At 76.5% G+C, this 23835-nt stretch carries 21 protein-coding genes; 13 read left to right on the top strand and 8 right to left on the bottom strand.

Translation table 11 applies throughout. The features are described 5' to 3' along the window. Window positions 1–82: 82 nt before the first annotated feature. A complete protein-coding gene (locus ABT014_RS04160) occupies window positions 83–778 on the bottom strand; it encodes a 4'-phosphopantetheinyl transferase family protein (protein WP_350636824.1) in 696 nt (231 codons plus the stop codon). A gap of 277 nt (window positions 779–1055) precedes the next feature. Between ABT014_RS04160 and ABT014_RS04155 the strand changes: the two genes are divergently transcribed. Then, window positions 1056–2444, top strand: a complete 1389-nt coding sequence (locus ABT014_RS04155) for a choice-of-anchor A family protein (RefSeq protein ID WP_350636822.1) — start codon at window positions 1056–1058, stop codon at window positions 2442–2444. A gap of 51 nt (window positions 2445–2495) precedes the next feature. On the opposite strand, the gene ABT014_RS04150 is transcribed toward ABT014_RS04155, so the two are convergent. Then, window positions 2496–2987 carry a F0F1 ATP synthase subunit B family protein gene (locus tag ABT014_RS04150; protein ID WP_350636820.1) on the bottom strand — a complete coding sequence of 164 codons (492 nt, stop codon included), beginning with the start codon at window positions 2985–2987 and terminating at the stop codon, window positions 2496–2498. 159 nt (window positions 2988–3146) lie between these two features. Here ABT014_RS04150 and ABT014_RS04145 point away from each other — a divergent pair, with 159 nt between their 5' ends. The 4 genes from ABT014_RS04145 to ABT014_RS04130 all read left to right on the top strand — a co-directional run bounded on the left by ABT014_RS04145 (window position 3147) and on the right by ABT014_RS04130 (window position 9571). Continuing rightward, the gene (locus ABT014_RS04145) at window positions 3147–3524 is read left to right on the top strand and encodes a CU044_2847 family protein (protein WP_350636818.1); all 378 of its coding nucleotides are present in this window, start codon (window positions 3147–3149) and stop codon (window positions 3522–3524) included. An 8-nt stretch (window positions 3525–3532) separates the two neighbouring features. Next, window positions 3533–5431 (top strand): VMAP-C domain-containing protein, encoded by a 1899-nt coding sequence (locus tag ABT014_RS04140; RefSeq protein WP_350636816.1) that lies wholly within the window; start codon window positions 3533–3535, stop codon window positions 5429–5431. Between the two features lie 74 nt (window positions 5432–5505). Further along, complete coding sequence (locus ABT014_RS04135; RefSeq protein WP_350636814.1) at window positions 5506–6522, top strand: AAA family ATPase; 1017 nt, start codon at window positions 5506–5508, stop codon at window positions 6520–6522. Further along, on the top strand, window positions 6512–9571 hold the full coding sequence (locus tag ABT014_RS04130; protein ID WP_350636812.1) for a TIR-like protein FxsC: 3060 nt from the start codon (window positions 6512–6514) through the stop codon (window positions 9569–9571). Before ABT014_RS04135 ends, ABT014_RS04130 begins: the two co-directional genes overlap by 11 nt. On the opposite strand, the gene kynU is transcribed toward ABT014_RS04130, so the two are convergent. After that, entirely contained in the window at window positions 9546–10772 is a 1227-nt protein-coding gene (kynU, locus tag ABT014_RS04125) for a kynureninase (protein ID WP_350636810.1), read from the bottom strand. The two genes, ABT014_RS04130 and kynU, sit on opposite strands and share 26 nt — an antisense overlap. Continuing rightward, the gene (locus ABT014_RS04120; protein ID WP_350636808.1) at window positions 10769–11599 is read right to left on the bottom strand and encodes a tryptophan 2,3-dioxygenase; all 831 of its coding nucleotides are present in this window, start codon (window positions 11597–11599) and stop codon (window positions 10769–10771) included. Before ABT014_RS04120 ends, kynU begins: the two co-directional genes overlap by 4 nt. A 180-nt stretch (window positions 11600–11779) precedes the next feature. Between ABT014_RS04120 and ABT014_RS04115 the strand changes: the two genes are divergently transcribed. Further along, entirely contained in the window at window positions 11780–12214 is a 435-nt protein-coding gene (locus ABT014_RS04115; RefSeq protein WP_350636806.1) for an Lrp/AsnC family transcriptional regulator, read from the top strand. Window positions 12215–12225: 11 nt separating this feature from the next. Here ABT014_RS04115 and ABT014_RS04110 read toward each other — a convergent pair whose 3' ends face one another. Genes ABT014_RS04110 through ABT014_RS04100 form a run of 3 tightly spaced genes read right to left on the bottom strand, consistent with a single transcriptional unit; the run spans window position 12226 to window position 14448 of the window. Beyond that, window positions 12226–12627 carry a RidA family protein gene (locus tag ABT014_RS04110; RefSeq protein ID WP_350636804.1) on the bottom strand — a complete coding sequence of 134 codons (402 nt, stop codon included), beginning with the start codon at window positions 12625–12627 and terminating at the stop codon, window positions 12226–12228. A 19-nt stretch (window positions 12628–12646) separates the two neighbouring features. Beyond that, window positions 12647–13399, bottom strand: a complete 753-nt coding sequence (locus tag ABT014_RS04105) for an IclR family transcriptional regulator (protein ID WP_350636802.1) — start codon at window positions 13397–13399, stop codon at window positions 12647–12649. Next, window positions 13396–14448: a sugar kinase gene (locus ABT014_RS04100; protein WP_350636800.1), complete on the bottom strand. Its 1053-nt coding sequence runs from the start codon at window positions 14446–14448 to the stop codon at window positions 13396–13398. The genes ABT014_RS04105 and ABT014_RS04100 overlap by 4 nt, the downstream gene beginning before the upstream one ends. Window positions 14449–14572: 124 nt before the next feature. Here ABT014_RS04100 and ABT014_RS04095 point away from each other — a divergent pair, with 124 nt between their 5' ends. The 7 genes from ABT014_RS04095 (at window position 14573) to cspE (ending at window position 22832) form a co-directional block, all read left to right on the top strand. Then, on the top strand, window positions 14573–15826 hold the full coding sequence (locus ABT014_RS04095) for an alanine racemase (protein WP_350636798.1): 1254 nt from the start codon (window positions 14573–14575) through the stop codon (window positions 15824–15826). Beyond that, window positions 15826–17418, top strand: coding sequence for an N-acyl-D-amino-acid deacylase family protein (locus tag ABT014_RS04090; RefSeq protein WP_350636796.1), 1593 nt, complete (start codon window positions 15826–15828; stop codon window positions 17416–17418). The genes ABT014_RS04095 and ABT014_RS04090 overlap by 1 nt, the downstream gene beginning before the upstream one ends. After that, complete coding sequence (locus ABT014_RS04085; RefSeq protein WP_350636794.1) at window positions 17415–18023, top strand: bifunctional 4-hydroxy-2-oxoglutarate aldolase/2-dehydro-3-deoxy-phosphogluconate aldolase; 609 nt, start codon at window positions 17415–17417, stop codon at window positions 18021–18023. Before ABT014_RS04090 ends, ABT014_RS04085 begins: the two co-directional genes overlap by 4 nt. 205 nt (window positions 18024–18228) lie before the next feature. Next, window positions 18229–18909, top strand: a complete 681-nt coding sequence (locus ABT014_RS04080) for an ABC transporter ATP-binding protein (protein WP_350636935.1) — start codon at window positions 18229–18231, stop codon at window positions 18907–18909. Then, entirely contained in the window at window positions 18906–21734 is a 2829-nt protein-coding gene (locus tag ABT014_RS04075) for an ABC transporter permease family protein (RefSeq protein ID WP_350636792.1), read from the top strand. The genes ABT014_RS04080 and ABT014_RS04075 overlap by 4 nt, the downstream gene beginning before the upstream one ends. 236 nt (window positions 21735–21970) lie before the next feature. Beyond that, window positions 21971–22534, top strand: coding sequence for a DoxX family protein (locus ABT014_RS04070; protein WP_350636789.1), 564 nt, complete (start codon window positions 21971–21973; stop codon window positions 22532–22534). An 88-nt stretch (window positions 22535–22622) separates the two neighbouring features. Beyond that, window positions 22623–22832, top strand: a complete 210-nt coding sequence (gene cspE, locus ABT014_RS04065; RefSeq protein WP_350636787.1) for a transcription antiterminator/RNA stability regulator CspE — start codon at window positions 22623–22625, stop codon at window positions 22830–22832. 33 nt (window positions 22833–22865) lie between these two features. Here the strand turns inward: cspE and ABT014_RS04060 are convergent, their stop codons facing one another. Next, entirely contained in the window at window positions 22866–23810 is a 945-nt protein-coding gene (locus ABT014_RS04060) for a LysR family transcriptional regulator (protein ID WP_350636785.1), read from the bottom strand. Window positions 23811–23835 lie beyond the last annotated feature (25 nt).

Here is a 23835-nt window from a genome sequence, read left to right as displayed (position 1 = left end):
CCCGCCCGGCGGACCACAGGGACGCTAACACCCGCTTACCGGCCCGCCGGGGGCCGGGTGGCCGGTCGCCGCGGGTGCCCGGTCAGGCCGTCCCGATCACCGCCGGCACCGGGCTGACCACCGCGGCCAGGGCGCCGCGCAGCAGGTCGGCGCGGTCGAGGACGTACAGGTCCTGGTAGGCGTGCACGGTGGTCGCCGGCCCGTCCGGCAGGCCCGGGGGGAGGGCGGAGAGGTCGATCCCGGCGAGCGAGTCGAGGTCGGCCCGGCCGATCTTGACCAGGGCCTCCTTGCGCACCCACTGGCGCAGGAAGGCGTGCCCCGGGTCCGGGTGCCCGGCGACCTGCGCCTGCTCGGCGCCGGTGAGCACCCGGGCGAGCAGCGAGGAGTCGGGCGCGGGCCGGTCCAGCACCTCGACGTCGATGCCGACCGGCACCGGGCCGGCCGCGGCGGCCACCACGCCCGCGGTGTGCGAGAGGCTCAGCCAGAGGTCGGGCCGGTCGGCCAGCCGGGGCCGGCCGTGGCCGATCAGCCCGCAGCCGGGACAGTGCTGCTCGAAGGCCAGCTCGGCCGGCTTCACGCCGAGCTGCCGGGCGGCGCACAGCCGGACCAGGATGTGGGCGGCGATGAAGTCCCGCCGGGTGGACTCCTTGCGGAACCGGTCGGCGCGTTCCCGCTCGATCGGGTTGAGCAGCTGCCTGCTGGCGTCGGGGTGCCCGAGCACCTCCGCCGTGGTGGCCACGATCGCCAGTGGCGCCGTCTGGTCGGTCCCGTTCGGCATCCCGCTCCTCCCCTGGACATCTTCCTACGGGTACCAACCTACCTGCCCACCAAGGCTGTTCCCGGATCGCATCGGGGACTGGTATCGCGGGGGCGCGGGCCGCGGCGGCGGGCCGGCCGTGAGCGCCCCCGCCGATGCCCCCGCGCAGCTGACGGCCCGTCACGGGGCCGCCCGGATGAATCCGGCGGGGGCCGGAGCGTGGTGCGGGGCGGTCGGTGTCCGGACGGTCTTGGGTGGTGGCGTCCACTGTTCGACCCCCACCCGATCGGAGACAGCCGTGGTAGCACGGACCCGTACGCCCGCCGCGCCGCGGCGCCGCATCACCACCCCGGGGCGGGTCGCCCTGGTCGCGGGGCTGAGCCTTCCGCTGTTCGGCGCGGCCGCGCTGATCAGTGCGGCGCCGCTGCCGCCGCCGCTCGGCGCCTGCACCGGGCCGGCCTGCCCGGACCCGTTCCCCGGCCACAACAATGGGCCGTTCGCCGGGCGGGACGCCTCGATCAGCGTGTTCACCGGCGGCGGTTTCAGCGTGCGCGGCCGTGCGGCCGAGGCCGAGGGCCAGATCGTGGCGCTCGGCGACATCAGCGTCGACAAGACCGGCGGCGGCGTCTACAACATGGGCTCCGCCGGCGTCGGCTCCCGGGTGCCCCCGCCGGACGGCACGGACTTCGTCACCACCGGCGGCAGCCTCACCGTCGCGACCGGGACCACCCTGCTGGTCGGCGAGGGCGACCCGGCCGTCCCCGCCGCGCCCTCCGCCTGGGGCAACGTGCGCCACCGCGGCGCCAGCACCGGCGCCGTGAACATCGCGCCGAACGGGCAGTCGATCCAGGACGCCACGGCGAGCGACCCGTACGCCCGCCTGCGCCCGCTGATCACCGACCTGTCGGGCTGCGCCGCGGCGGCGGCCACCACCGGGACGGTCGGCACGGACGGCTTCACCGTGACCTTCACCGGTGACGGCACCAGCGCGCGCCAGGTCTTCGAGGTGCCGGGCAGCATCGGCACCGCGGACCGCGCCGCCGACCTGGTCTTCAAGGGCATCCCGGCCGGCGCGACCGTGCTGGTCAACCTGACCGCGACGGACGCGCTGATCAACACCAACACCGGCTCGGCGCTGCCCGGCGACCAGCTCACCGCGCTCGGCCCGAAGCTGATGTGGAACTTCCCGACCGCCAGCACCGCGATGATCACCGGCGGCGCCCAGTTCCAGGGTTCGGTGCTCGGCGGCAACCCGGCCGGCACCACCACGGTGTCCACCCCGGGCCTGGACGGCCGGGTCTACCTGGCCGGCAGCCTGGTGCACGACTCGCCGCGGACCGGGGTGGAGATCCACAACTACCCGTTCAACGGGGACCTGCCGGACTGCGCGAGCCCGTCGCCGTCCCCCAGCGAGTCGGACTCCGGCTCCCCGTCCCCCTCGCCCAGCCCGTCCGAGTCGGAGTCGGAGTCCGCCTCGCCGTCGCCCTCCGCCAGCAGCTCGCGCCCGCACCCGAGCCACAGCACCACCGCGCCGGCGCCGAGCCCGTCCGCCAGCCGTACGCACGACCCGCTGCCCACGACCGGCACCGCCCGGCTGCTGCCGGTCGGGGCGGCCGCGGGAGGGCTGCTGATCGCCGGCGGTACGGCGCTGTTCCTGGCCTGGCGCCGCAAGGGCCGGCACAGCTGACCGCGGCCCGGTGACCACGGGGCCGGTCCGGCGCAGCTCGCCGGGCCGGCCTCAGGCCGTACGGGTGGCGAGGAACCGTTCGACGATCCGCCGCTGCTGGGCGATGCCGGAGAGCGGCTCGCCGACCACCCGGCCGGCCAGCTCCACCGCCAGGTCGCCGACCTCGCCGTGCAGTTCGGCCTCGGCGAGGGCGCGGTCCCGGGCGATCGCGGCCCGCGCGTCGGCGAGCAGCGCGGCGCACTCACGCCGGCCCTCGGCGCGGATCTCGGCCATCAGGACGAGCCCCTGCTCGGTGGCCTCCTGGCGGATCCGGGCCGCCTCGTGCCGGGCGGAGTCGAGTTCGTGCCGCAGCGCCGCGAGGGTGTCCTCGGCCTCGGCGCGCAGCTGTTCGGCGCGCTCCTGCCGGCCCTCGGTGGCGTCCCGGCGCAGGGTGAGCATCCGCTCCACGCGGGGCAGCAGCACCTTGCCGAGGACGGCGAACATCAGGAAGAACACCACGAGGCCGACGAGGAGTTCGGCGGGGTCAGGCTCCAGAGGTCCCATGGTGCCGACGGTAGTTGCTGTCCTACTGTCATGTCCTGTGAACAAGAGCGAGACTGATCACACCCCGATCGGGTTTGAGCGCTCGCCGGCGGGTGCAAGCTGTGCAACGACCGCCACAGGCCTGGTAGGACCATCACAGCTATCCCTGGGGGGCGTGCCGTGCCGGAGCGCATCGAATTCCTGACCGCCGAGGGCGCCGTGGTGCGCGTCGAGACGGCCGCGGACCCCGGATCCGGCAACTCCGGTGCGGACAGCGGCCCGTACGGGATGGAGCCGGTCGGCCGGGGCACCGACGCCGCGGTCCACCAGGCCACCGCCGGCTTCGAACAGGCGCTGGACGGCGTCCGCGCCGCCGCCCGGTCCGCGCTCGCGGTCTTCCGTGACGACAGCCTGCGACCGGACGGCGTGGAGATCGAGTTCGGTGTCCGGCTCACCGCGGAGGCCGGCGCCCTGATCGCGCGCACCGGCGGCGAGGCCCACCTGACCGTCAGACTCACCTGGGGGAGCGGGAGTTCGGGCGCAGCGGACCGGCCCTGAGCCCGCCGATGCCGGAAGTCCGCTGGCTGGCCAGGATCGACACCGAGGAGGCCGCCCCGACCGTCGGGGCCGGGATCCTGATCTCCGAGCGCGAGGTGCTCACCTGCGCCCACGTGGTGCGGGGCGCCGAGCGCGCCGGCGTCCGGCTGGTGAACCGGCCCGACCATCCGGCGCTGCCCGCCACCGTGGTGCTGCGCGGCCCCTGGCCGAGCCGGCCGGCCGGCGGCGGTGACGTGGCCGTGCTGCTGCTGGACCGGCCGGTGCCGCCGGAGGTCGCCGGGCCCGCGACCTTCGCGCCCCCGCACCGCTGGGCCCGCCGGCCCGAACCGCTCACCGCCTACGGCTTCCCGATCGGCCACGACAGCGGGCTCAGCAGCGAGGTCAGGCTGACCAGGGGCGGCTTCCGGATCGGCGGCGAGCTGCTGCAACTGGAGCACGAGGGCACCGGGATGCCGCTGTCCCCGGGGTTCAGCGGCGGCCCGGTGGTGCTCGCCGACACCGGCGAGGTGGTTGGCATGGTCACCGCCGCCCAGGACACCGTGGGCATCGTGCGCAGCCCCGGCGACCGCGGCCGGCCGTCGGTGCGGCTCGGCCGGATGCTGCCCGGCGAGGTGATCGCCGGCTACGTGCCGCAGCTCGCCGACCGGCTGCCCGGGCTGCCGCTACCCGCCCCGGCGGTACGGGAGTTGCGGTTGCTGCTGGTCGGTGAGGTGCCACCGGCCGACCCGCTGGAGCTGTACCGCGCCGCCGTCGGCCCGCTCGGCTGCCTGGAGCCGCCGAGCCGACCGGGCACGCTCTGGGAGGCCTGCTGGTACCTGCTGACCGAGACCCTCGCGCAGCCGGGCCGGGCGCACCCGGTGCTGGCCTTCGTGGCGCGGACCGCCGAGGCGGCGGGGGCCGGCCCGCTCGGCACCGAACTGCGCGGCTGGCTCGACGACTGGGCCCCCGGCGGGCTCTCGCCCGCGCCCGCACCGCCCGTCCGGCGCACCCCGCCGGCGGCCGCGCCCACCCCGCCGGCCCCGTCCGTGCCCGGTCCGCCGCCCGCCACCGCGGCCCGGCGGCCCGAGCCCTGGCGCCCGATCCTGGTCGAGATCACCCCCAGCGGCGCCGGCCGGGCGATGTACCACGTCACCGTCTCCGCCGTCCGCTCCGGGCGCCCGGTCGACCCGCACAGCCGGGCGGCGCTGCGGCTCGGCCCGGGCATCCGCCGGTTCGTCCGGGAGCGGATCGACCACGAACTCGGCCGGCTGGAGGCGGACGGCGCCGAACTGGTGGTGTTCGCGGTGCCGCGCCGGCTGCTCACCGAGTCCGTCCACGGCTGGGCCCGGGACAGTGACTTCGGCCCGCTCGGCGCCGACCACGCGGTGGTCGTGGTCGACCAGCAGCGCCGCGCCGACCCGGTCGACCGGCTCCAGCTGGAGCGCAAGTGGGCGGTGACCCGCGACCGGCGGACCACCCGGCTGCACCCGGTCGGCTGCACCGAACCGCCGGACCACAAGAAGCTCTACCACCACCTGCGCCCGCCCGAGCGCACCGAGCTGCCGGCCTTCCCCGGGCCGCCGCGCGGCGCCCCGTACGACCGGCTGCTGGCCGCCGCGCTCAAGGCCGGGGCGCCCGCCGTGCTGTGGGCCCGCTGCCCGTGCACCGCCGAGCACACCCCCGCCCGGGACTGCCCGGGGGAGCGGTTCCTCGCCACCCTGGCGGCCGAACTGGCCGATGTCGGCCCGGCCGATCTGCCGCGCCGCGTCAAGGAGTTGCGGCACCGGGTCGAGGAGAGTGACGATCCTCTGGGGCACTGGGCGGCCGACCTGGTGCTGCTCTGGGAGGACCCGGAGGTCGTCCCCAGCCCGGCCCGCCCGTTCCGTACCGTCCCGACCGCCCCGCCGCTGCGCAGCACCGACCCGTGACGGACGCCAGGGGCCCGCACCCGCACCCCAGGACGCCGACCAGTGATGGCACACCCGACCAGGAGCACATGCCCATGCCGTTGAAGCGGATCTACCGTGGCGCCGTCGAACCCCACGACGGCATCGCCGAGTTGCCCGCCCCGCCGCCGTGGCGGGCCTTCGACGGCGGCCCCGTGCTCGCCCCGCCGGCCGGCCCCGGCGACCCCGGCGGCGCCGGCCCGACCCCGGTCGGCCACCGGGCGCAGACCTTCCGCCCCACCCGGGAGACCGTCGAACTGGTCAACGCCGCCCTGCACCTGCGCCGCCCGCTGCTGGTCACCGGCCCGCCCGGCGGCGGCAAGTCCAGCCTGCCGTACGCGGTCGCCCGCGAGCTCGGCCTCGGGCCGGTGCTGCGCTGGAACATCACCAGCCGCTCCAGCCTGCGCGACGGCCTCTACCAGTACGACCCGCTGTCCCGGCTCTACGCGGCCAACCAGGCCGGCCCGGACGCCCGCTCCTCCGACCTGGACGAGCACCTGCGGCTCGGCCCGCTCGGCACCGCGCTGCTCCCGTACGGGCGGCCGCGGGTGCTGCTGATCGACGAGATCGACAAGGGCGACCTGGACCTGCCCAACGACCTGCTGCACGTGCTGGAGGAGGGCCAGTACGAGATCGACGAGCTGGTCCGCGCCGCCCCGCAGCAGCCCGAGGCCCGGGTGCTGACCGCCGACGGCGGCACCCGGGCGCCGATCCGCGGCGGCCGGGTGCGCTGCCGGGCCTTCCCGTTCACCGTGCTCACCAGCAACGCGGAGCGCGAGTTCCCGGCGGCCTTCCTGCGTCGCTGCGTGGTGCTGGAGCTGCGCCGGCCGCAGGGCCCCGAGCTGGAGGCCATCGTCAAGTCCCACCTGCCGGAGACCGACGCCGAGTTGGTGGACGAGCTGGTGCAGGTCTTCCTCGCCCGCCGGGAGGAGGGCGAACTCGCCACCGACCAGCTGCTGAACGCCATCTACCTCACCTCCCGGCCCGAACTCGCCGACGCCGCCGACCGGGCGGCGCTGGCCGCCCAGGTGATGCCCTACCTGAGCCGGGGCCGGGACGACGATGTCTTCTGAGACCGGCGGACTGGACCGGCTGGCCGCCCTGCTGACCGGCCTCGGCCTCGGCGAGCCCGGACCGGTCGAACTGGCCGAGCTGCTCTGGCTGGCCGCCCGCAGCGCCGAGGCCGGCGCCGACCCCGAGCCGGAGCACGCCGCGCCGGCCGGCGAGGACGGCCGGGACCGGGACGGCAGCGGCGGCGCGGGCAGCGGCGGCGACGGCTGGACGGCCGCCGGCGGCAAGGAGTCCGCTCCCGCCAGGACCGCCCTGCACCTGCCCTCCGACGACCCCGCCGACCGGCTCGCCGACGCCGCGCCGGTGGCCGCGGCCAGCCCGCCGATGCTGGCCCGCCCGCTGATGCTCCAGCGGGCGCTGCGCCCGCTCAAACGGCGCGTCCCGCACCCGCGGCGGCGCCTGCTGGACGAGGCCGCCACCGCCGACCGGCTCGCCGAGGTGCTGCGCTCGCCGCGCCCCGACGGGCGCCGCCAGCCCGCCGCGCTGCGCTGGCTGCCGGTGCTGCGCCCGGACACCGAGCGCTGGCTCGACGTGCACCTGGTGCTGGACTGCGGCCCCACCATGGCGATCTGGCGCCCGCTCGCCCGGGAGCTGCGCGCGGTGCTCCAGCAGACCGGGGCGTTCCGCACGGTGGTCACCGCCCGGCTCGACGCCGCCGGCACCCTCGACGAGTGCCGGCCGACCGACGGGCGCAGCGCCGTCCTGGTGCTGAGCGACTGCATGGGGCCGCAGTGGCGGCCCGGGGCGGCCGGCGACCGCTGGCACCGGACCTTGCTGGGCCTGGCCCGCCGGGTGCCGGTCGCGGTGGTCCAGCCGCTGCCCGAGCGGCTCTGGCCGCTGGCGGCGGTGCCGGCCGCGGCCGGCGAGTTCACCGCGGCGGAGGCCGGCCAGCCGGCCGTGGGGTACGGCTTCGCGCCGGTGGGCGCGGTGCGCGGGCCGGGCACGGTGGCGCTGCCGGTGCTGGAGCCCTCGGCCGGCTGGCTGGCCAACTGGGCTCAGCTGGTGGGCAGTCCGACCGGTGGACGGGTGTTCGGTGCGGCGCTGATGGTCGGCGCCGACCGGTGCGCGGCCGACGGTGAGCAGGGCCCGGAGCCGGACCAGCTGACGGCCGAGGAGCTGGTGCTGAGGTTCCGCTCGACGGCGTCCCGGGAGGCCTTCGCGCTGGCCGGGCTGACCGCCCTGACCACGCCGGCGCTGCCGGTGATGCGGCTGCTCCAGCGGGCCGGTTTCGCCCGGCCGCAGCCGCAGCACCTGGCCGAGATCGTGGTCAGCGGGCTGCTGCGGGAACAGCCGGGCCGCCAGGGCTACTTCGACTTCCGGCCCGGCGTGCGGGAGGTGCTGCTGGGCACCGTGCCGCGCTCCACGGCGCACCAGGCGGTCGACCTGCTGACCCGGATCGGCGGCGAGCTGGCCGAGACCTCGCGGCGCGCGTCGGCGGAGCGGGCCGGGTTCCCGGCGCTGGCCCCGACCGACCGGGGCGGGGTGGCGGCCCTGCTGGAGCAGCGTCCGTTCGCGCTGGTCGATCCGGAGGCGCTGCAACTGCTGGGCGCGCACGGCGGCACCGAGCTGCGGCCGTTCGAGGCGCCCGCCCCGGCCCGCGAGCGGACCGGTGGCCCCGGCCCCGGTGCGGGCCCCGGCGGTGGCCCGGGTGGGGCCGACCGGGGCGGCCCGGTGCCCGGTCGGGCGCCGCACCCGCCGGTCGTCGCCGCCGCGGCCGAGGGCCTGCCGGACCCGGAGCGCTCCCGGGCGGTGCTGCTGCTCACCACCTCCCGGCCGGATCCGGCGGAGCCGCGCCGCCCGGACGAGTACCGCGCGCTGCGCGAGCTGGCGGGGCTGGCCGAGGCGCTGGCGGACCCGTACCTGGTGGGGCTGGACCGGCGGCACATCTGGCTCGGCGAGGACGACCCGGAGGGCTTCCTGCGGGCGCTGCGGCGGGCGGCCCAGGAGGCCGAGGACGCGCTGATCGTGCACCTCGGCGGTCCGGCGCCGACGGTGGCGGCGGAGCCGGGTCAGCCGGCCGTGGAGCGGCCCGGCGCGGTCGGCTGGCAGGCGGTGGCGGGGCTGGTGGCGGGCGCGGCGGCGACCAAGCGGCTGCTGATCCTGGACGGTTTCGCGGAGCCCTCCGCGGAGCCGGCGCCGACCCCGGCCGTCCAGCTGGACGGGCACCTGGTGATGGGGGTGCGGGACGCCGCGGAGCGTTCGGTGGCGGGCTGCCTGGCCGCCGCCCTGCGGCTCGGCGACCCGGGCCTGACCAGAGAACTGACAGCCAGTCAGGTGATCTCGCTGGCGCTGTTCGAGCAACCGGCGCCGTCCTTCGGGGTGCGGGAGCCGGAGGGCGGGCGGTCCTTCCCGCTGTCCCGGAACGCGGCGCTGCCGATCGGCCGCGGGCCGGTGGCCGGCCCGCCCTCGCACGCGGGCGGCCGGCGCCGGGAGACCCAGCCGCTGGAGACGCCCCGGCCGTACTTCTTCCTGAGCTACTCGCGGTCCGCGGGCGCCGACCGCTGGGTGGAGCAGCTCTTCGACGACCTGAGCGAGGAGGTGCTGCAACTGACCGACCTGCCCGCGGCGGTACCGGCCGGGTTCGCCGACCGCGGCGCCGAGCTGGACAGCTGGGCCCGCTGGCAGATCACCGAGGCGCTGGCCGGCTGCCGGGTCTTCGTGCCGCTCTGCTCGCCGCGCTACTTCGCCGACGAGCGCTGCGGCCGCGAGTGGTACGGCTTCGCCCGGCGGGCCGAGCGCTCGCCGCGGGCGGCCGGCGGCTGGTCCAGCGGCATCGTGCCGGTGCAGTGGCTGCCGACCGAGCCGGCCCTGCTGCCGGAGCCGGCCCGCCGGCTGGGCCTGGAGCACGGCGTGGCCGGCGCCGATGCGCAGGCCGGCGGCCTGTACACGCTGCTGCGGACCGGCCGGGGCCGGGGTCAGTACGAGCTGACGGTGCACCGGCTGGCGGTGCGGATCGTGCAGGTCGCGCACGAGACCCGGATCCCGGCCGCCCGGCCGCTCTCCTGGGAGTCCCTGGAGAACGCGTTCACGTCACCGCCACCCGCCGGCTGAACCGCTCCTCGCGCCACTCGCCGGTGTCCAGCACCTCGGACAGCTGCCGGGCGGCGTCCCAGACGTCGGCGTACGACAGGTAGAGCGGGGTGAAGCCGAACCGGAGCAGGTCGGGGGCGCGGAAGTCGCCGATCACCCCGCGCGCGATCAGCGCCTGCATCACCGCGTACCCGTCCGGGTGGCGCAGCGAGACCTGGCTGCCGCGGCGGTGCGGCTCGGCCGGGGTGACCGAGGCCAGGCCGAGCGGCTCGACCAGCTCCAGGAACAGGCCGCTCAGCGCCAGGCTCTTGGCCCGGACGTCCGCCAGGTCGACCTTCTCCCAGACGTCCAGGCTGGCCTCCAGCGCGGCCATCCCGAGCAGCGGCGGGGTGCCGGTCAGGAACCGCCGGATGCCCTCGGTGGGTTCGTAGCCGGGCTCGAAGGCGAACGGCCGGGCGTGGCCGAACCAGCCGCTCAGCGGCTGCCGGGCGGCGGCCTGGTGGCGTTCGGCCGCGTACAGGAAGGCGGGCGCGCCGGGGCCGCCGTTGAGGTACTTGTAGGTGCAGCCGACGGCGAAGTCGACCTGGCAGCGGTCGAACTCCACCGGCATCGCACCGGCGCTGTGGCAGACGTCCCAGATCATCAACGCCCCGGCCCGGTGCACCCGTTCGGTGATCGCGGCCATGTCCAGCAGCTCGCCGGTGCGGTAGTCGACGTGCGAGAGCACCACGGCGGCCACCTGCTCGTCGAGCAGCCGGTCCAGGTCGGCGGCGCCCGCCAGCAGGGTCGGGTGCACGCCGTCGACGAGCGAGGTGACGCCCTCGGTGATGTACAGGTCGGTGGGGAAGGCGGCGCGCTCGGCGAGCACGGTGGGCCGGCCGGGGCGCAGCCGCAGCGCGGCGCCGAGCACCTTGAACAGGTTGACCGAGGTGGAGTCGCAGACCACCACCTGGCCGGGCGCGGCGCCGAGCATCGGCGAGAGGCGCTCGCCGAGGCCCTGCGGCAGTTCGTACCAGCCGGCCTCGTTCCAGCTGCGGATCAGGCCGTCGCCCCACTCCCGCTCGACCATCCGGCGGACCCGGTCGGAGGTGCCGCGGGGCAGCGCGCCGAGCGAGTTGCCGTCCAGGTAGAGCACGCCGGCGGGCAGCGCGAACTCGGCGCGCAGCGCGGCCAGCGGGTCGGCGGCGTCCAGGGCGGCGCAGGCGGCCCGGGTGCGGGTCACAGGGCGTTCCGTACGGTCCACAGCTCCGGGAAGACGTCCTGGTCGGCCGCCTGCTTCAGCCAGGTCAGGCCGCTGGAGCCGCCGGTGCCGGGCTTGCTGCCCATCGAGCGCTTGACCGCCGCGAGGTGCCGCTGGCGCCAGCGGGTGACCCGCTCGGCGGTGTCCAGCAGGGCCTCGCCGAGCCGGGCCTGCTCGGCCAGCTCCGGGTTGCGGTAGACCTCGAACCAGGCCTGCTCGACCTCCTCGCTGGGCCGGTGCCGGGCGGGGACGGGCTCGTGCGGCACCGCGACGCCGCGCCGGGACAGCAGCGCCAGCGCGTCGTCGTACAGGCTGGGGGCGTGCAGTGCGGCGGTCAGCTCGGCGTGGGTGGCCGGTGAGTCCTGGTACATCCGAAGCAGCGAGCCGCTCTTGTTGCCGACCAGGAACTCCAGCCGCAGGAAGGCGGAGGACTGGAAGCCGGAGGCCTCGCCGAGCACCGAGCGGAAGCCGTTGAACTCGGCGGGCGTCATGGTGGCCAGTAGGTCCCAGGAGGCCACCAGCACGTCCTGGACGTGGGTGCCCCGGCGCAGCGCGGCCAGCGCGGCCGTGAGGTCGTCCTCACGCAGCGCGTGCTGGGCGGCCGTCCACTCGTGGTGCAGCAGGTCGAAGAGCAGCTCCATCACCTGGGTGCTGATGATGAACGAGTACTCGGCGGGCACCTTGCTGCGCGGCTGCTGGAGGCTGTGCAGCAGGTCGAGGTGCACGTAGCGGGCGTACGGGGTGCCGGTGCCCGGCTCCTCCGCCTGGCCGAAGGACAGGTTCGGCCGGTCTGCGACGTCCCCGTTCATCCTGATTCCTCCTGGAGCGCCGTGAATGCCCCGCCCAGCGGCGGGTGGGACCTATTGTGCGGTCGCGCGGGCTGCTCTTGAATGGGCGACGGGCATCCGATCGGCCTGTCAGCCTTGTGGACGAAAGGCACATGGCCGGATCCGCCTTGCGAACCGAAACCGCTGATCCAGGGAGCCCCGATGGACGCCGTCGACCGCCTGCTGCTGGCGGAGCTGCAGGCCGATGCCCGGCTCTCCTACAACGAGCTCTCCCGCCGGGTGAACCTCTCCGCGCCGGCCGTGGCCGAGCGGGTCCGGCGGCTGGAGGCCGACGGTGTGATCGCCGGCTACCACGCGCACGTCGACCCGGCCCGGGCCGGGGTCGCGGTGATGGCCCTGGTGTCGGTCCAGTGCTACGGCCCGCGCTGCCTGCTGCGCGACCCCGAGGTGCCCGGCTGGCCGGAGGTGCTCCAGCTGCACCGGGTGACCGGCGGCGCCTGCTGCACCCTGCTGATCGGGGTGGCCGACATGGCCGCCTTCGAGCGGCTGATCGACCGGCTGGCCGGCCACGGGCAGCCGGCCAGCTCGATGATCCTCTCCAGTCCGGTCCCGTGGGCGCCGGTGGTGGCGCCCTGACCGGGGCGGCCTCAGCCGATGTACGCCTGCGCGTCGATCTCCACCAGCATCGCCTCGTGCGGCAGGGTGACGAAGACGGTGGTGCGGCACGGCTTCACACCGCCGTCCGGCAGGTGCCGGTCGATGAACTCCCCGTACACCTCGTTCATCGCCGCGAAGTCGGCGCGGTCGGTCAGGTAGACCCGGAACATCAGCACGTCCTCCACGGTCGCGCCGCCCGCCTCCAGCACTGCCCGGACGTTCTCCAGGGTGCGCAGGGTCTGCGCCTTCACGTCCCCCGGGTACAGGTACGCGCCGGTGGCCGGATCCTGCGGGCCCTGCCCGGAGACCTGGAGCAGCGGCCCCTTGCGTACCCCCTGGGAGAACACCCAGGCGGGGGCGGGCGCGCCGTCGGTACGGACCTCGGTCTTCATCTGCACTCCTGTCGATCGGTCAGCCGGCCGCGGTGTGCCCGCAGTCGGCGGAGATGGCGGCGGCGGTCCCCAGCAGCTGCGGCAGCAGCGCCAGCACCCCCTCGTACGGCAGCACGACGTCCGGCACCGACACCGAGGTGGCGGCCACCACCCGGCCGGTGGCGTCCCGGACCGGTGCGGCCACGCAGTTGATGAACGGCTCGTGCTCGGCGTGGTCCTGCGCCCACCCCTGGGCGGCCACCCGCTCCAGCTCGGCGAGGAGCGCCGCGGGGGTGGTCAGCGTGCGGGCGGTGAACGGCGTGAAGTCGATCCCCGCCACCACCCGGCGGCGCTCGGCCGGCGGCAGGTCGGCCAGCAGCACCTTGGCGACGGCCGCGCTGTGCAGCGCGGCGCGCAGCCCGATCCGCGAGTACATCCGCACCGGGTGCCGGGAGTCGTACTTGTCGATGTAGACCACCTCGCCGCCCTCGTACGCGGCCAGGTGGACGGTCTGGCCGGTGGCCGCGTTCAGCTCGCGCAGGTGCGGCGCCGCCACCGTCCGCACCCCGCGCTGCTCCAGTGCCTGGCCGGCCAGCGCGAACAGCTGCGGGCCGAGCCGGTAGCGGTGCGCGGCGTCGCGCTGCACCACCCGGGCCTCCTCCATCGGCCGCAGCAGCCGCAGCGCGGTGCTCTTGTGCGCCTCCAGCACCGCCGCGAGCTGCTCCAGGGTCCGTTCCCCGCGGCCGAGTTCGGCCAGCAGCAGCATGGCCCGGGCGACCGTCGAGCTGCTCACCGGGCGGCGCCGGGCCGGACACCGTCGGGGTGGGGACCACCGGGGTGGAAGCCGTCCCGGTCGACCCGGACGGCGGCCCAGCCGGCCTCGTCCGCGGCCAGCAGCCGCTCCAGGACCGCGGCGGGCGGCAGCACGGCCAGGTCGCCGCGCGAGGTCAGCGCCGCGGCGGCCGACAGGTGGCCGAGCCGCAGCCGGCCGCGTTCGGGCAGGTCGCGCAGCACGCCGGCGAGGTAGCCGGCCGCGAAGGCGTCGCCGGCGCCGGTCGGTTCGACGACCTCGACCCGCAGCGCGGGCTCGGCCAGGGTGGAGCCGTCCCGGGCGATCGCGGTGGAGCGGTGCCCGTCGTCCTTGAGCACCAGCACCTCGGGGCGGGGCAGCAGCCGGCGCAGGCTCTCGGGGTCGTCGGTGCCGAGCACCTCGCGGGCCTCGTCCGCGCCGAGCAGCACCAGGTGCGAGCCGTTCATCAGGAACCGCAGCGCCTGCCGGTCCCGCCCGGCCCACAGCGCGGGGCGCCAGTTCAGGTCGAAGCTGATCCGCCGGCCGGGGACGGCGAGCAGGGTGCGCACCAGCCGGTGGCAGCCGTCCGACAGAGCCGGCGTTATCCCGGTCAGGTGGATCAGCTCGGCGGCCTCCAGCAGCGGTGCGGCGGCGGGGTCGGCGAGGATCTCGGGGCCCATCGCGGAGGCGGCCGAGCCGCGCCGGTAGTAGTGCAGCCGGCTGCGGCCGGCGCCGAGGTCGTACGGGTGCTCCCGGCCGGACCCCGTCTCCTTCAGGTACAGCCCGGTGGGGCGCTCCGGGTCGACCGCGACCGCGGAGGTGTCCACACCGTGCGCGGCGATCTGCGCGACCAGGCTGCGGCCGAGGCCGTCGGCGCCGACCCGGCTGATCCAGGCCGCGGGCACGCCCAGCGCCGCCAGCGTGCAGGCGACGTTGGACTCCGCGCCGCCGAAGCCGCGCCGGAAGGTCTCCGCCTCCTCCAGCGGCCCGGTCCGCTCCGGCATCAGCACGGCCATCGACTCGCCGATGCAGACGGCGGCAGGGGTGGTCACCGGATGGCTCCTGGCGGGTGCGGCGGGGGGCGGGTCGTTGACCGGTGGTCTGGACCTGAGGTTAGATCACCACCACAGCTGATGCAACGACCGTTGCGAATATCGCAACAGGAGGGTGGTCCCGGTGCCGCTCATCGACCGCGCCAGGGTGGCGGAACTCGCCGAGGAGCGGCTGGACTGGCGGTTCAAGGCCGCCCCGGCCGCCGCCTGGGGCGCCACCGCCGCCGAGTACCTGGCCACCGGCCCCACCCTGGACGACCTCGGCACCCCGCTGCTGACCCTGGACGCGGGCGCCCTGGACCACAACCTGCGCACCATGGCGGCCTGGTGCGAGCGGGCCGGGGTGGCGCTCGCCCCGCACGGCAAGACCTCGATGGCGCCCGCCCTGTGGCAGCGCCACCTGGACGCCGGAGCCGTCGCCATCACGCTGGCCAATCTGCCGCAGCTGCGGGTCGGACGGGCCTTCGGCCTGGGCCGGATCCACCTCGCCGGGGCGCTGCTCGACCCGGCCGGCCTGCGCTGGCTGTCCGGCGAGCTGGCCGCGGACCCGGACTTCCGGTTCGCCTCCTGGGTGGACTCCACCGCCTCCGTCGCCCTGATGGAACAGGCCCTGCGCGACGCCCCGGCCCCGGTCGACGTCTGCGTCGAACTCGGCGCCCCGGGCGGCCGCACCGGTGCCCGCACGGTCGCCGAGGCCGTCGAGGTGGCCCGCGCGGTGCGGGCCGCCCCGCACCTGCGGCTGGCCGGGATCAGCGGCTACGAGGGCCCGCTCGGCCCCGACGGCTCGGCCGGTTCGGTCGCCGCCGTCGCCGGCTACCTGGCCCGGGTGGTCGAACTGCACGGCTTGCTCGCGGAGTTGTACGAGACCGAGCAGGTCTGGCTGACGGCCGGCGGCAGCGCCTTCTTCGACACCGTCGCCGACCACCTGGCCCCGCTCGCCGACGCCCGGACCCGGGTGGTGGTCCGCTCCGGCGCCTACGCCGCCCACGACGACGGCTTCTACCGGGGCATCTCGCCGCTCGGCCGGACGGCGGGCGCGACCCCGTTCCGGGCGGCCCTGCACGGCTGGGCCCGGGTGGTCTCGCAGCCCGAGCCGGGCCTCGCGCTGCTGGACGGCGGCCGCCGCGACCTGCCGTACGACCTGGGCCTGCCGGTGCCCCAACTGGTGCGCGGCCGCGGCCCGGTGGCCGGCACCGTGAGCGCGCTCAACGACCAGCACGCCTTCCTGCGCGACGCGGACGTCCGGCTCGGGGAGGTCGTCCGGCTGGGCATCTCGCACCCCTGCACCGCCTTCGACAAATGGACCCTGATCCCGGTGCTGGACTCCGCGGACGCCGAACTCCCGCGCGTGGTCGACCTGGTGAGGACCTTCTTCTGATGCCCGACCTGTTGATCCGGGGCGCCCGGATCATCGACGGCACGGGCGCCGAACGCCGCCGGGCCGACCTGGCCGTCACCGCGGGCGTGATCACCGAACCGGACGGCGCCCCGGCCGCCCGGACCATCGACGCCGACGGCCTGGTGCTGGCCCCCGGCTTCGTGGACCTGCACGCCCACTCCGACCTCGCCGTGCTCACCGAACCGGCGCACCTCGCCAAGGTGAGCCAGGGGGTGACCTGCGAGGTGCTCGGGCAGGACGGCCTGTCCTACGCGCCGGTGGACGGACCCACCCTCGACCGGCTGCGCCGCCAACTCGCGGGCTGGAACGGCAATCCGGACGGCTTCGCCTGGGACTGGCGCACGGTCGGCGAGTACCTGGACCGGCTGGAGCGCTCGGGCACGGCGGTCAACGCCTGCTACCTGGTGCCGCACGGCACCCTGCGCGCCCTGGTGGTCGGCTGGCAGGACCGCCCGGCCACCGCCGCCGAACTCGACCGGATGCGCGGGCTGCTCGCCCAGGGCCTGCGGGAGGGCGCCGTCGGCCTGTCCAGCGGGCTCACCTACACCCCCGGCGGGTACGCCTCCACGGCCGAACTCACCGAACTGTGCCGGGTGGTGGCCGAACACGGCGGCTACCACTGCCCGCACACCCGCTCCTACGGGGCCGGCGCGCTGGCGGCCTACGCCGAGATGATCGAGGTCTCCCGGCGCAGCGGCGCCCCGCTCCACCTGACCCACGCCACCATGAACTTCGGCGTCAACCGCGGCCGCGCCGGCGAGTTCCTCGCCCTGGTGGACGCCGCGCTGGCCGACGGCCTCGACCTCACCCTGGACAGCTACCCCTACCTGCCCGGCTCCACCACGCTGGCCGCCCTGCTGCCCTCCTGGGCCACCGAGGGCGGCCCCGACCGCACCCTGGAACGGCTCGCCGAGCCGGCCGCCCGGGAGCGGATCAGGATCGCCATGGAGGAGCGGGGCAGCGACGGGTGCCACGGCGTGGTCGCCGACTGGGCCACCGTGCAGATCTCCGGGGTCCGCGACCCGGCGCTGGCCGACCGGGTCGGCCGGACCGTGGCCGAACTCGCCGGCGGGCGCGGCGCCACCGCCGCCTTCCTGGACCTGCTGCTGGCCGACCGGCTCGGCACCACGATCCTCCAGCACGTCGGCCACGAGGAGAACGTCCGGGCCATCATGCGCCACCCGGTGCACACCGCCGGCAGCGACGGGCTGCTCACCGGGGCCCGCCCGCACCCGCGGGCCTGGGGCACCTTCCCGCGCTACCTCGGCCACTACGCCCGGGAGCTGGGCGTGCTCACCCTGGAGGAGGCGGTGGCCCGGATGACCGGCCGCCCGGCCCGCCGGCTGGGTCTGCACCGGCGCGGACTGATCCGCCCCGGGTACGCCGCCGACCTGGTCCTGTTCGACCCGCTGACCGTCCGCGACACGGCCACCTTCGAGCACCCGAAGCAGGCCGCCACCGGTATCCCGTACGTCTTCGTCAACGGCGTCGCCGTGATCGACGACGGCCGACCCACCGGCGCCCGCGCGGGCCGCACCCTGCGCCGGCGCCCGACCGGAGAGACCCGATGACCCTGCTTGGACAGCTCGCCGCCGACCGCGTGATCGCGGTGGTCCGCGCCCCCGCGATACCCGACGCCGCCGCCCTGTGCGAGGCGCTCGCCGAGGGCGGGGTGCGGTGGGTGGAGTTCACCTTCACCACCCCCGACGTGGCCGCCCACCTGCGCCGGGCGACCGCCGCCGGCACCGGCTGCCGGATCGGCGTCGGCACCGTGCTGACGGCCGACCAGGCCGAGCAGGCGGTCGCGGCGGGCGCCGAGTACCTGGTCACCCCCGGGCTGCGGCCCGCCGTGGCGGCCGCCCCGGTGCCGGTGATCCTCGGCGCGCTCACCCCGACCGAGGTGGCCGGCGCGGTCGACCTGGGCGCCGCCGCCGTGAAGGTCTTCCCGGCCCGCGCGTTCGGCCCCGGCTACCTGCGCGACCTGCGCGGCCCCTACCCGGACACCCCGCTGATCGCCTCCGGCGGGGTGAACGCCGCCAACGCCGCCGACTTCCTGGCCGCCGGCGCGCTCGCGGTCTGCGCCGGCAGCGAGGTGGTGGCGCCCGCCCTGGTCGCCGCCGGCGACTGGCCCGAGATCACCCGCAGGGCCCGCGCCTTCACCGCCGACCTGGGCTGATCCCACCACCGAGCGCCCCCCGGCCGGTGCCGGGGGGCGCTTGTCGATCCCCACCATACCCGGTATACATACTCGGTATGCGCGCCGGTCGGGTCCTCCCGGCCGCGTGGCCGGCACCGAGGGGGCGGCCACGAGCGGCGCCGGTTCGAGGGAGCGGAAAACAGTGACCACACAGCACAGGGAGCCCGGGGGCGCGGTCCTGCACATGCAGGCGGTGTCCCGGGTGCACGGCCGGGGAGCGGCGGAGGTCCACGCCCTGCGCGGGGTCGACCTCGCGGTCGCGGCGGGCGAGTTCGTCGCCGTGATGGGCCCGAGCGGCTCCGGCAAGTCCACGCTGCTCACCCTCGCCGGCGGGCTCGACCGGGCGACCTCCGGCGAGGTGGTGATCGAGGGCCGGCCGCTCGGCGGCCTCGGGCGCAACGAGATCGCGGCCGTCCGCCGGCGCGCGATCGGCTACGTCTTCCAGGACTTCAACCTGATACCGGCGCTCACCGCCGCCGAGAACGTCGGCATCCCGCGCGAGCTGGACGGCGTCTCCGCCCGGGCCGCCCGCCGCGAGGCGCTCGCCGCGCTGGAGGAGCTGAGCATCGGCGAGCTGGCCGACCGCTTCCCCGACGAGATGTCCGGCGGGCAGCAGCAGCGGGTGGCGATCGCCCGCTCGCTGATCGGCGACCGCCGCCTGGTGCTGGCCGACGAGCCCACCGGCGCCCTCGACTCGACCACCGGCGAAGCGGTGCTCGGCCTGCTGCGGGCCCGCTGCGACGCGGGGGCCGCCGCCGTGATGGTCACCCACGAGGCCCGGCACGCCGCCTGGGTGGACCGGGTGGTCCACCTGCGCGACGGCGTGCTGGTGGAGGAGACGCGCGGCGGGGGTGCGGGCCGGTGAAGCTCTCCGCCTGGCGGGCCGCGCTGCGCATCGCCCGCCGTGACGCCCTGCGCGCCAAGGGCCGCAGCGCCCTGGTCGTCGCCATGATCGCGCTGCCGGTGCTCGGGGTGACGGCCGCCGACGTGACCGCGCGCAGCGGGCAGACCACCGCCCAGGAGCGCGCCACCCGGCTGATGGGCGCCTCGGACGCGTACCTGTCCGCGGAGCACCCCGGCTGGCGGGTCGAGCAGTCCCCGGACCTCACCTCCGGCTACACCGTGCTCTCCCAGAAGGGCGCCACGCCCGTCCCGACCGCGCAGGAGGCGGCCCGGGCCGCCGAGCCGCTGGCGCAGCTCGTCCGCGAGGCGCTGCCCGCCGGCGCCCGGCTGGTGCCGATCGAGCCCCCGTCGGACACCGTCGGCACCAGCACCGCCAGCGGCCTGCTGCCGGTGCAGACCAGCGGCGTCGACCTCACCGACCCGGCCACGGCCGGCCTGGTGACGCTCCGCGACGGCAGCTGGCCGCGCGCCCCGTACGAGGTCGCCGCCACCACCGCCTTCCTCACCGAATCCGGCCTCCGGGTCGGCCGCACCACCACGCTCGCCGGCACCGACCGCCCGCTGCGGATCACCGCCGCCGTCGAGTACCCGGGCGAGCTGGACGCCCGCCGGCTGATCGGCCGCCCCGGCGAGCTGGCCGCCCTGCAGGCCGGGACCACCGGGGCCGAGCAGACCGGTCCGACCGCCTCCCCCGGCTGGCTGGTCTCCCTGCCGGGAGGGGCCGGCTTCGACTGGAACGCCGTCCAGCGGGCCAACGAGTACGGCTTCACGGTGGCCTCCCGCGCGGTGCTCGCCGATCCGCCGCCGGACGGCGCCGTCCCGCTCTACCGGGACGAACCCGACCTGCTGAACCGGGACGAGGCCGCCGGCCTGGACCAGGCCACCATGCTGGGCACCGTGGTCGGCATGGCACTGCTGGAGATCGTCCTGCTGGCCGGCCCGGCCTTCGCGGTCGGCGCCCGCCGTTCCCGGCGCCAGCTCGGACTGATCGCCGCCGGCGGCGGCGACCGGTCCCACATCCGCTCGGTGGTGCTGGCCGGCGGCGTGGTGCTGGGCGGCGCCGGGGCGCTCGCCGGGATGGCGCTCGGCGCGGTCGCCGTCGCGGCCGGCCGGCCCTGGCTGGAGGCCCGGTCGGGCGCCCGGTTCGGGCACCTGGCGCTCGAACCGGTCGACCTGCTGGCGATCCTCGGGATCGGCGTGCTGACCGGGCTGCTCGCCGCGGTGGTCCCGGCCGTCCAGGCCTCCCGGCAGCCCGTGGTGGCCGCCCTCACCGGCCGCGGCACCGTCCGCCCGCCGGCCCGCTGGTTCACCCTGCTCGGCGCGGCCACCGTGCTCGCCGGCACCGCCCTCGCGCTGCTCGGCGCCACCAGCGGCGCGCGGACCCGGGTGGTGACGCTCGGCTCGATGCTCGCCGAACTCGGCCTGGTCGCCTGCGTCCCGTTCCTGGTGACGCAGTTCGGCCGGCTCGCCCGCTTCCTCCCGCTCGGGCCCCGGCTCGCCCTGCGCGACGCCGCCCGCCACCGCGGCCGGACCGCACCCGCGGTCGCGGCGGTGATGGCCGCGGTGGCCGGCGCGGTGGCGGTGCTGACCTTCCAGCAGAGCAGCGGCGTCCACGACCGCTCCGCGTACGTGCCGTCCGCGCCCACCGGCGCCGTCAGCCTGCAGGTCAACACCCTGGACAAGGCCGACCTGCGGGGCACCGTGGAGCGCGCGCTGCCCGGCCTCGGCCGGCGCGCCGACCTCAACCAGGTCGCCTACGGCACCTGCGACAACAAGCCCGGCAGCTTCTGCGGCCAGGTCACGGCCCGTACCTCCGCCGCCAACGCCTGCCCGGCGCTCACCGGGCACCCGGACGACGCCTGGGCCGTCCGGATCTCGCCCGCCGAGGCGCAGCGCCTGCTGGCGACCGACCCGCGCTGCCGCGAGGGCAAGGCGCCCTCGTACCCCTTCGGGGAGCTGATCGTCGGCGACGCGACCGTCCTGCACAACCTGCTGGACACCGATGCGCCCGAGGCGGCCAAGGCGCTCGCCGAGGGCAAGGCCGTGGTGTTCGACCCCGGGCTGGTCACCGACGGCACCCTCACGCTCGGCCTGCTGCGTTACGGCGCGACCGGACCGGAGGGGAACACCAGCACCACCGCGACCCTGCCGGCCGTGCTGGTCAAGGCCGGTACGCCGGTGGCCAGGGCGGTCCTGCCGCCGGCCGCGGTGACCCGGGCCGGCCTGGTCCTCGGCAGCGCCGGCTCGGTGTGGCGGCCGGAGCAGGCGCCGACCTCGGAGCAGATGCAGCGGGCCACCGCCGCGCTGGCCGGCGCCGGCACGCACAGCAGCCTGTCCGTCGAACGCGGCTTCCAGGCCGGGAACGACGACGTGATGGTCCTCGGGATGGCCGTCGCGGCCTCGGTGGTGGCGGTCGCCGCCGCCGCGATCGCCACCGGCCTGGCGGCCGCGGACTCGCAGCGCGACCTCTCCACCCTGGCCGCGGTCGGGGCCGGGCCGGGGATCCGGCGCCGGCTGTCCGGGTTCCAGTGCGCCGTGATCGCGGCGATCGGCGTCGTCCTGGGGGCGCTGGCCGGCATCGTGCCGGCCGCCGCGATCCAGCGGGTGCAGAACCTCGCCAGCGTGCCGTCGGTCGACCCGTCCGGCGTGATCGACCTCGGCACCCACGCGCTGGCGGTGCCGTGGACCTCCCTGGCGGCGCTGGTGATGGGCCTGCCGCTGCTCTCCTGGGCGCTCGCCGCCGGGTTCACCCGATCGCGGGTCGTGCTGGCCCGCCGGACGGACTGACCCGGGGCGGGGCCGCCGGGGGAGGACCGGGGGGAAGGGGGCGCCGGGGGAGGACCGGGGGCGGGTCGGTGTGGGCCGATCCGCCCCCGGTCGGCGTCGTTCGGCCCCCCGTCCGCGCCACCGGGCGCCGCAGTGTTAGCCCGGATGGCGTCCCCGGGTCGAGCCCGCGGGAGCACTGGGCTGGGATTGAGCTCGAACGCGGCGTCAGCCGCGCCACCGACCCCAGGGGCGTCACCATGACCAGTCTGAACCGCAAGGACCTCGGCCTGCTGGCCCTGCGCACCGCCGTCGGCGGGGTGCTGATCGCGCACGGAACGCAGAAGCTGTTCGGCTGGTTCGGCGGCGGCGGCCTCGAAGGCACCACCGCCGCGATGGAGCACATGGGGTTCGAACCCGGGCGCGAGAGCGCCATCGCCTCCGGCGTCGGCGAGGCGGGCGGCGGCGCTCTGCTGGTGCTCGGCCTGGCCACCCCGGTCGCCGGATCGGTCGTCGCGGGCACCATGGCCGGCGCGATCGCGGTGCACGCCCCCGCCGGCTTCTTCGCCGCCGGCGGCGGCTACGAGTACCCGGCCCTGCTGGGCGCCTGCGGCCTGTCGCTCGGCGTCGCCGGGGCCGGCCGCTACTCCCTGGACCACGCTTTCGGCCACATCGTGGACCGCCCGTGGCACGGACTGCTCGCTTTCACCGCGGCCGCACTCGGCGCGGTCGCCGTGGTGACGCGCCGCCAGGACGTGGTCCGGCGCCGCGCGGCCCGCGCCGCCGACGAGGCCGCCGACCAGGCGGGCGCCGGCCTGTCCTGAGCTTCCGGATTGGCCGCGGCCGCACTGGGCATGATCGCTCCAGCACGGCCGCAGGGCCTTGCGCGACGAGCGTGACGAGGAGAGCGACATGGCGAGGATCCAGGGCCAGGTCAAGTGGTTCAACGAGGCCAAGGGCTTCGGTTTCATCAGCCCCGCCGATGGCAGCAAGGACGTCTTCGTCCACTTCTCGGCGATCCAGGGCAACGGCTTCAAGACCCTCGCCGAAGGCCAGAACGTCGAGTTCGAGATCCAGGACGGCCAGAAGGGCCCCAGCGCGGCCAACGTCCAGGCCATCTGACCCCCCCCGACCCGCCGGGGGTGCGTCCCCCGGTCAGGCCAGGGCGGTCATCCGGTCGGCGTGGCGGTCGGCGACGTCGTGGGCGGCCCGGACGAACGCGGCGACGGCCGCGGATCGTGAGGTCTCCGGCCAGGCGACCATGACCGCGCTGGGGCTGAGGCCGGTGACCGGCCGGTAGACGATGTCCGGGCGCCGGTGGAGCTCGGTGGTGGAGAGCGACAGGAACGCCACCGCCTGGCCCAGCGCGACCACCTCCAGGAGTTGCTCGACGCTGGCCACCAGCGGCCCCTCAGGAGCGACGGCCGGCGCCGATCCTGAGGGGCCGTCGCCCGCGTCCGCTCCGTCGACCCCGGTGTAGTAGGCGGTGCTGGCGGGGGCGGCGCCCTTCCAGCGCGGGATCGGTTCGCCTTCGAGGTCGGCCGGCCGCAGCCGCCGGCGTCCGGCCAGGCGGTGCGCGGCGGGAAGCACGGCGAGCCGCGGCTCGACCACGAGCGTCTCGGCATCCAGCCCTCGACCGTCGAACGGGCTGCGCAGCAGCGCCACATCGGCCCGGCCGTCCCGCAGCATGGCGATCGGCTCACCGCTGCCGCCGACGACGACCTCGGGCGGCGGCAGCTGCGCACCCGCTTCCCGGTAGGCGGCGAGGATCTCCCGGAGCAGTCCGGCATCGCCTCCCGGCTTGACCGCCACGACGAGCTGGGGTGTCGGCCGACCGGCCCGGCGGGCCCGCCGGGCCGCGGCGTGCACCGCGTCGACCGCGATCCGGGCCTGATCGAGCAGCACCTGACCGGCGTCGGTCAGCCTCACCTGCCGGGTGGTGCGCTCCAGCAGGCGCACCCCGAGCCGGGACTCCACTTGAGCGATCGCCTTCGACAGCGGGGGCTGCGCCATCCCCAGGCGCTGCGCGGCCCGGCTGAAGTTCAACTCCTCGGCGACCGCGATGAAGTACCTCAGCTCCCGCACCTCCAGCTCATTCATACCTGTGGACTATAGATCCAGAGTC

It is taken from the genome of Kitasatospora sp. NPDC094015 (assembly GCF_040304075.1).
GTDB lineage: Bacteria > Actinomycetota > Actinomycetes > Streptomycetales > Streptomycetaceae > Kitasatospora.
Note: the sequence above shows the minus strand (reverse complement) of the source record. Positions and strands in the feature narration are given on the sequence as shown.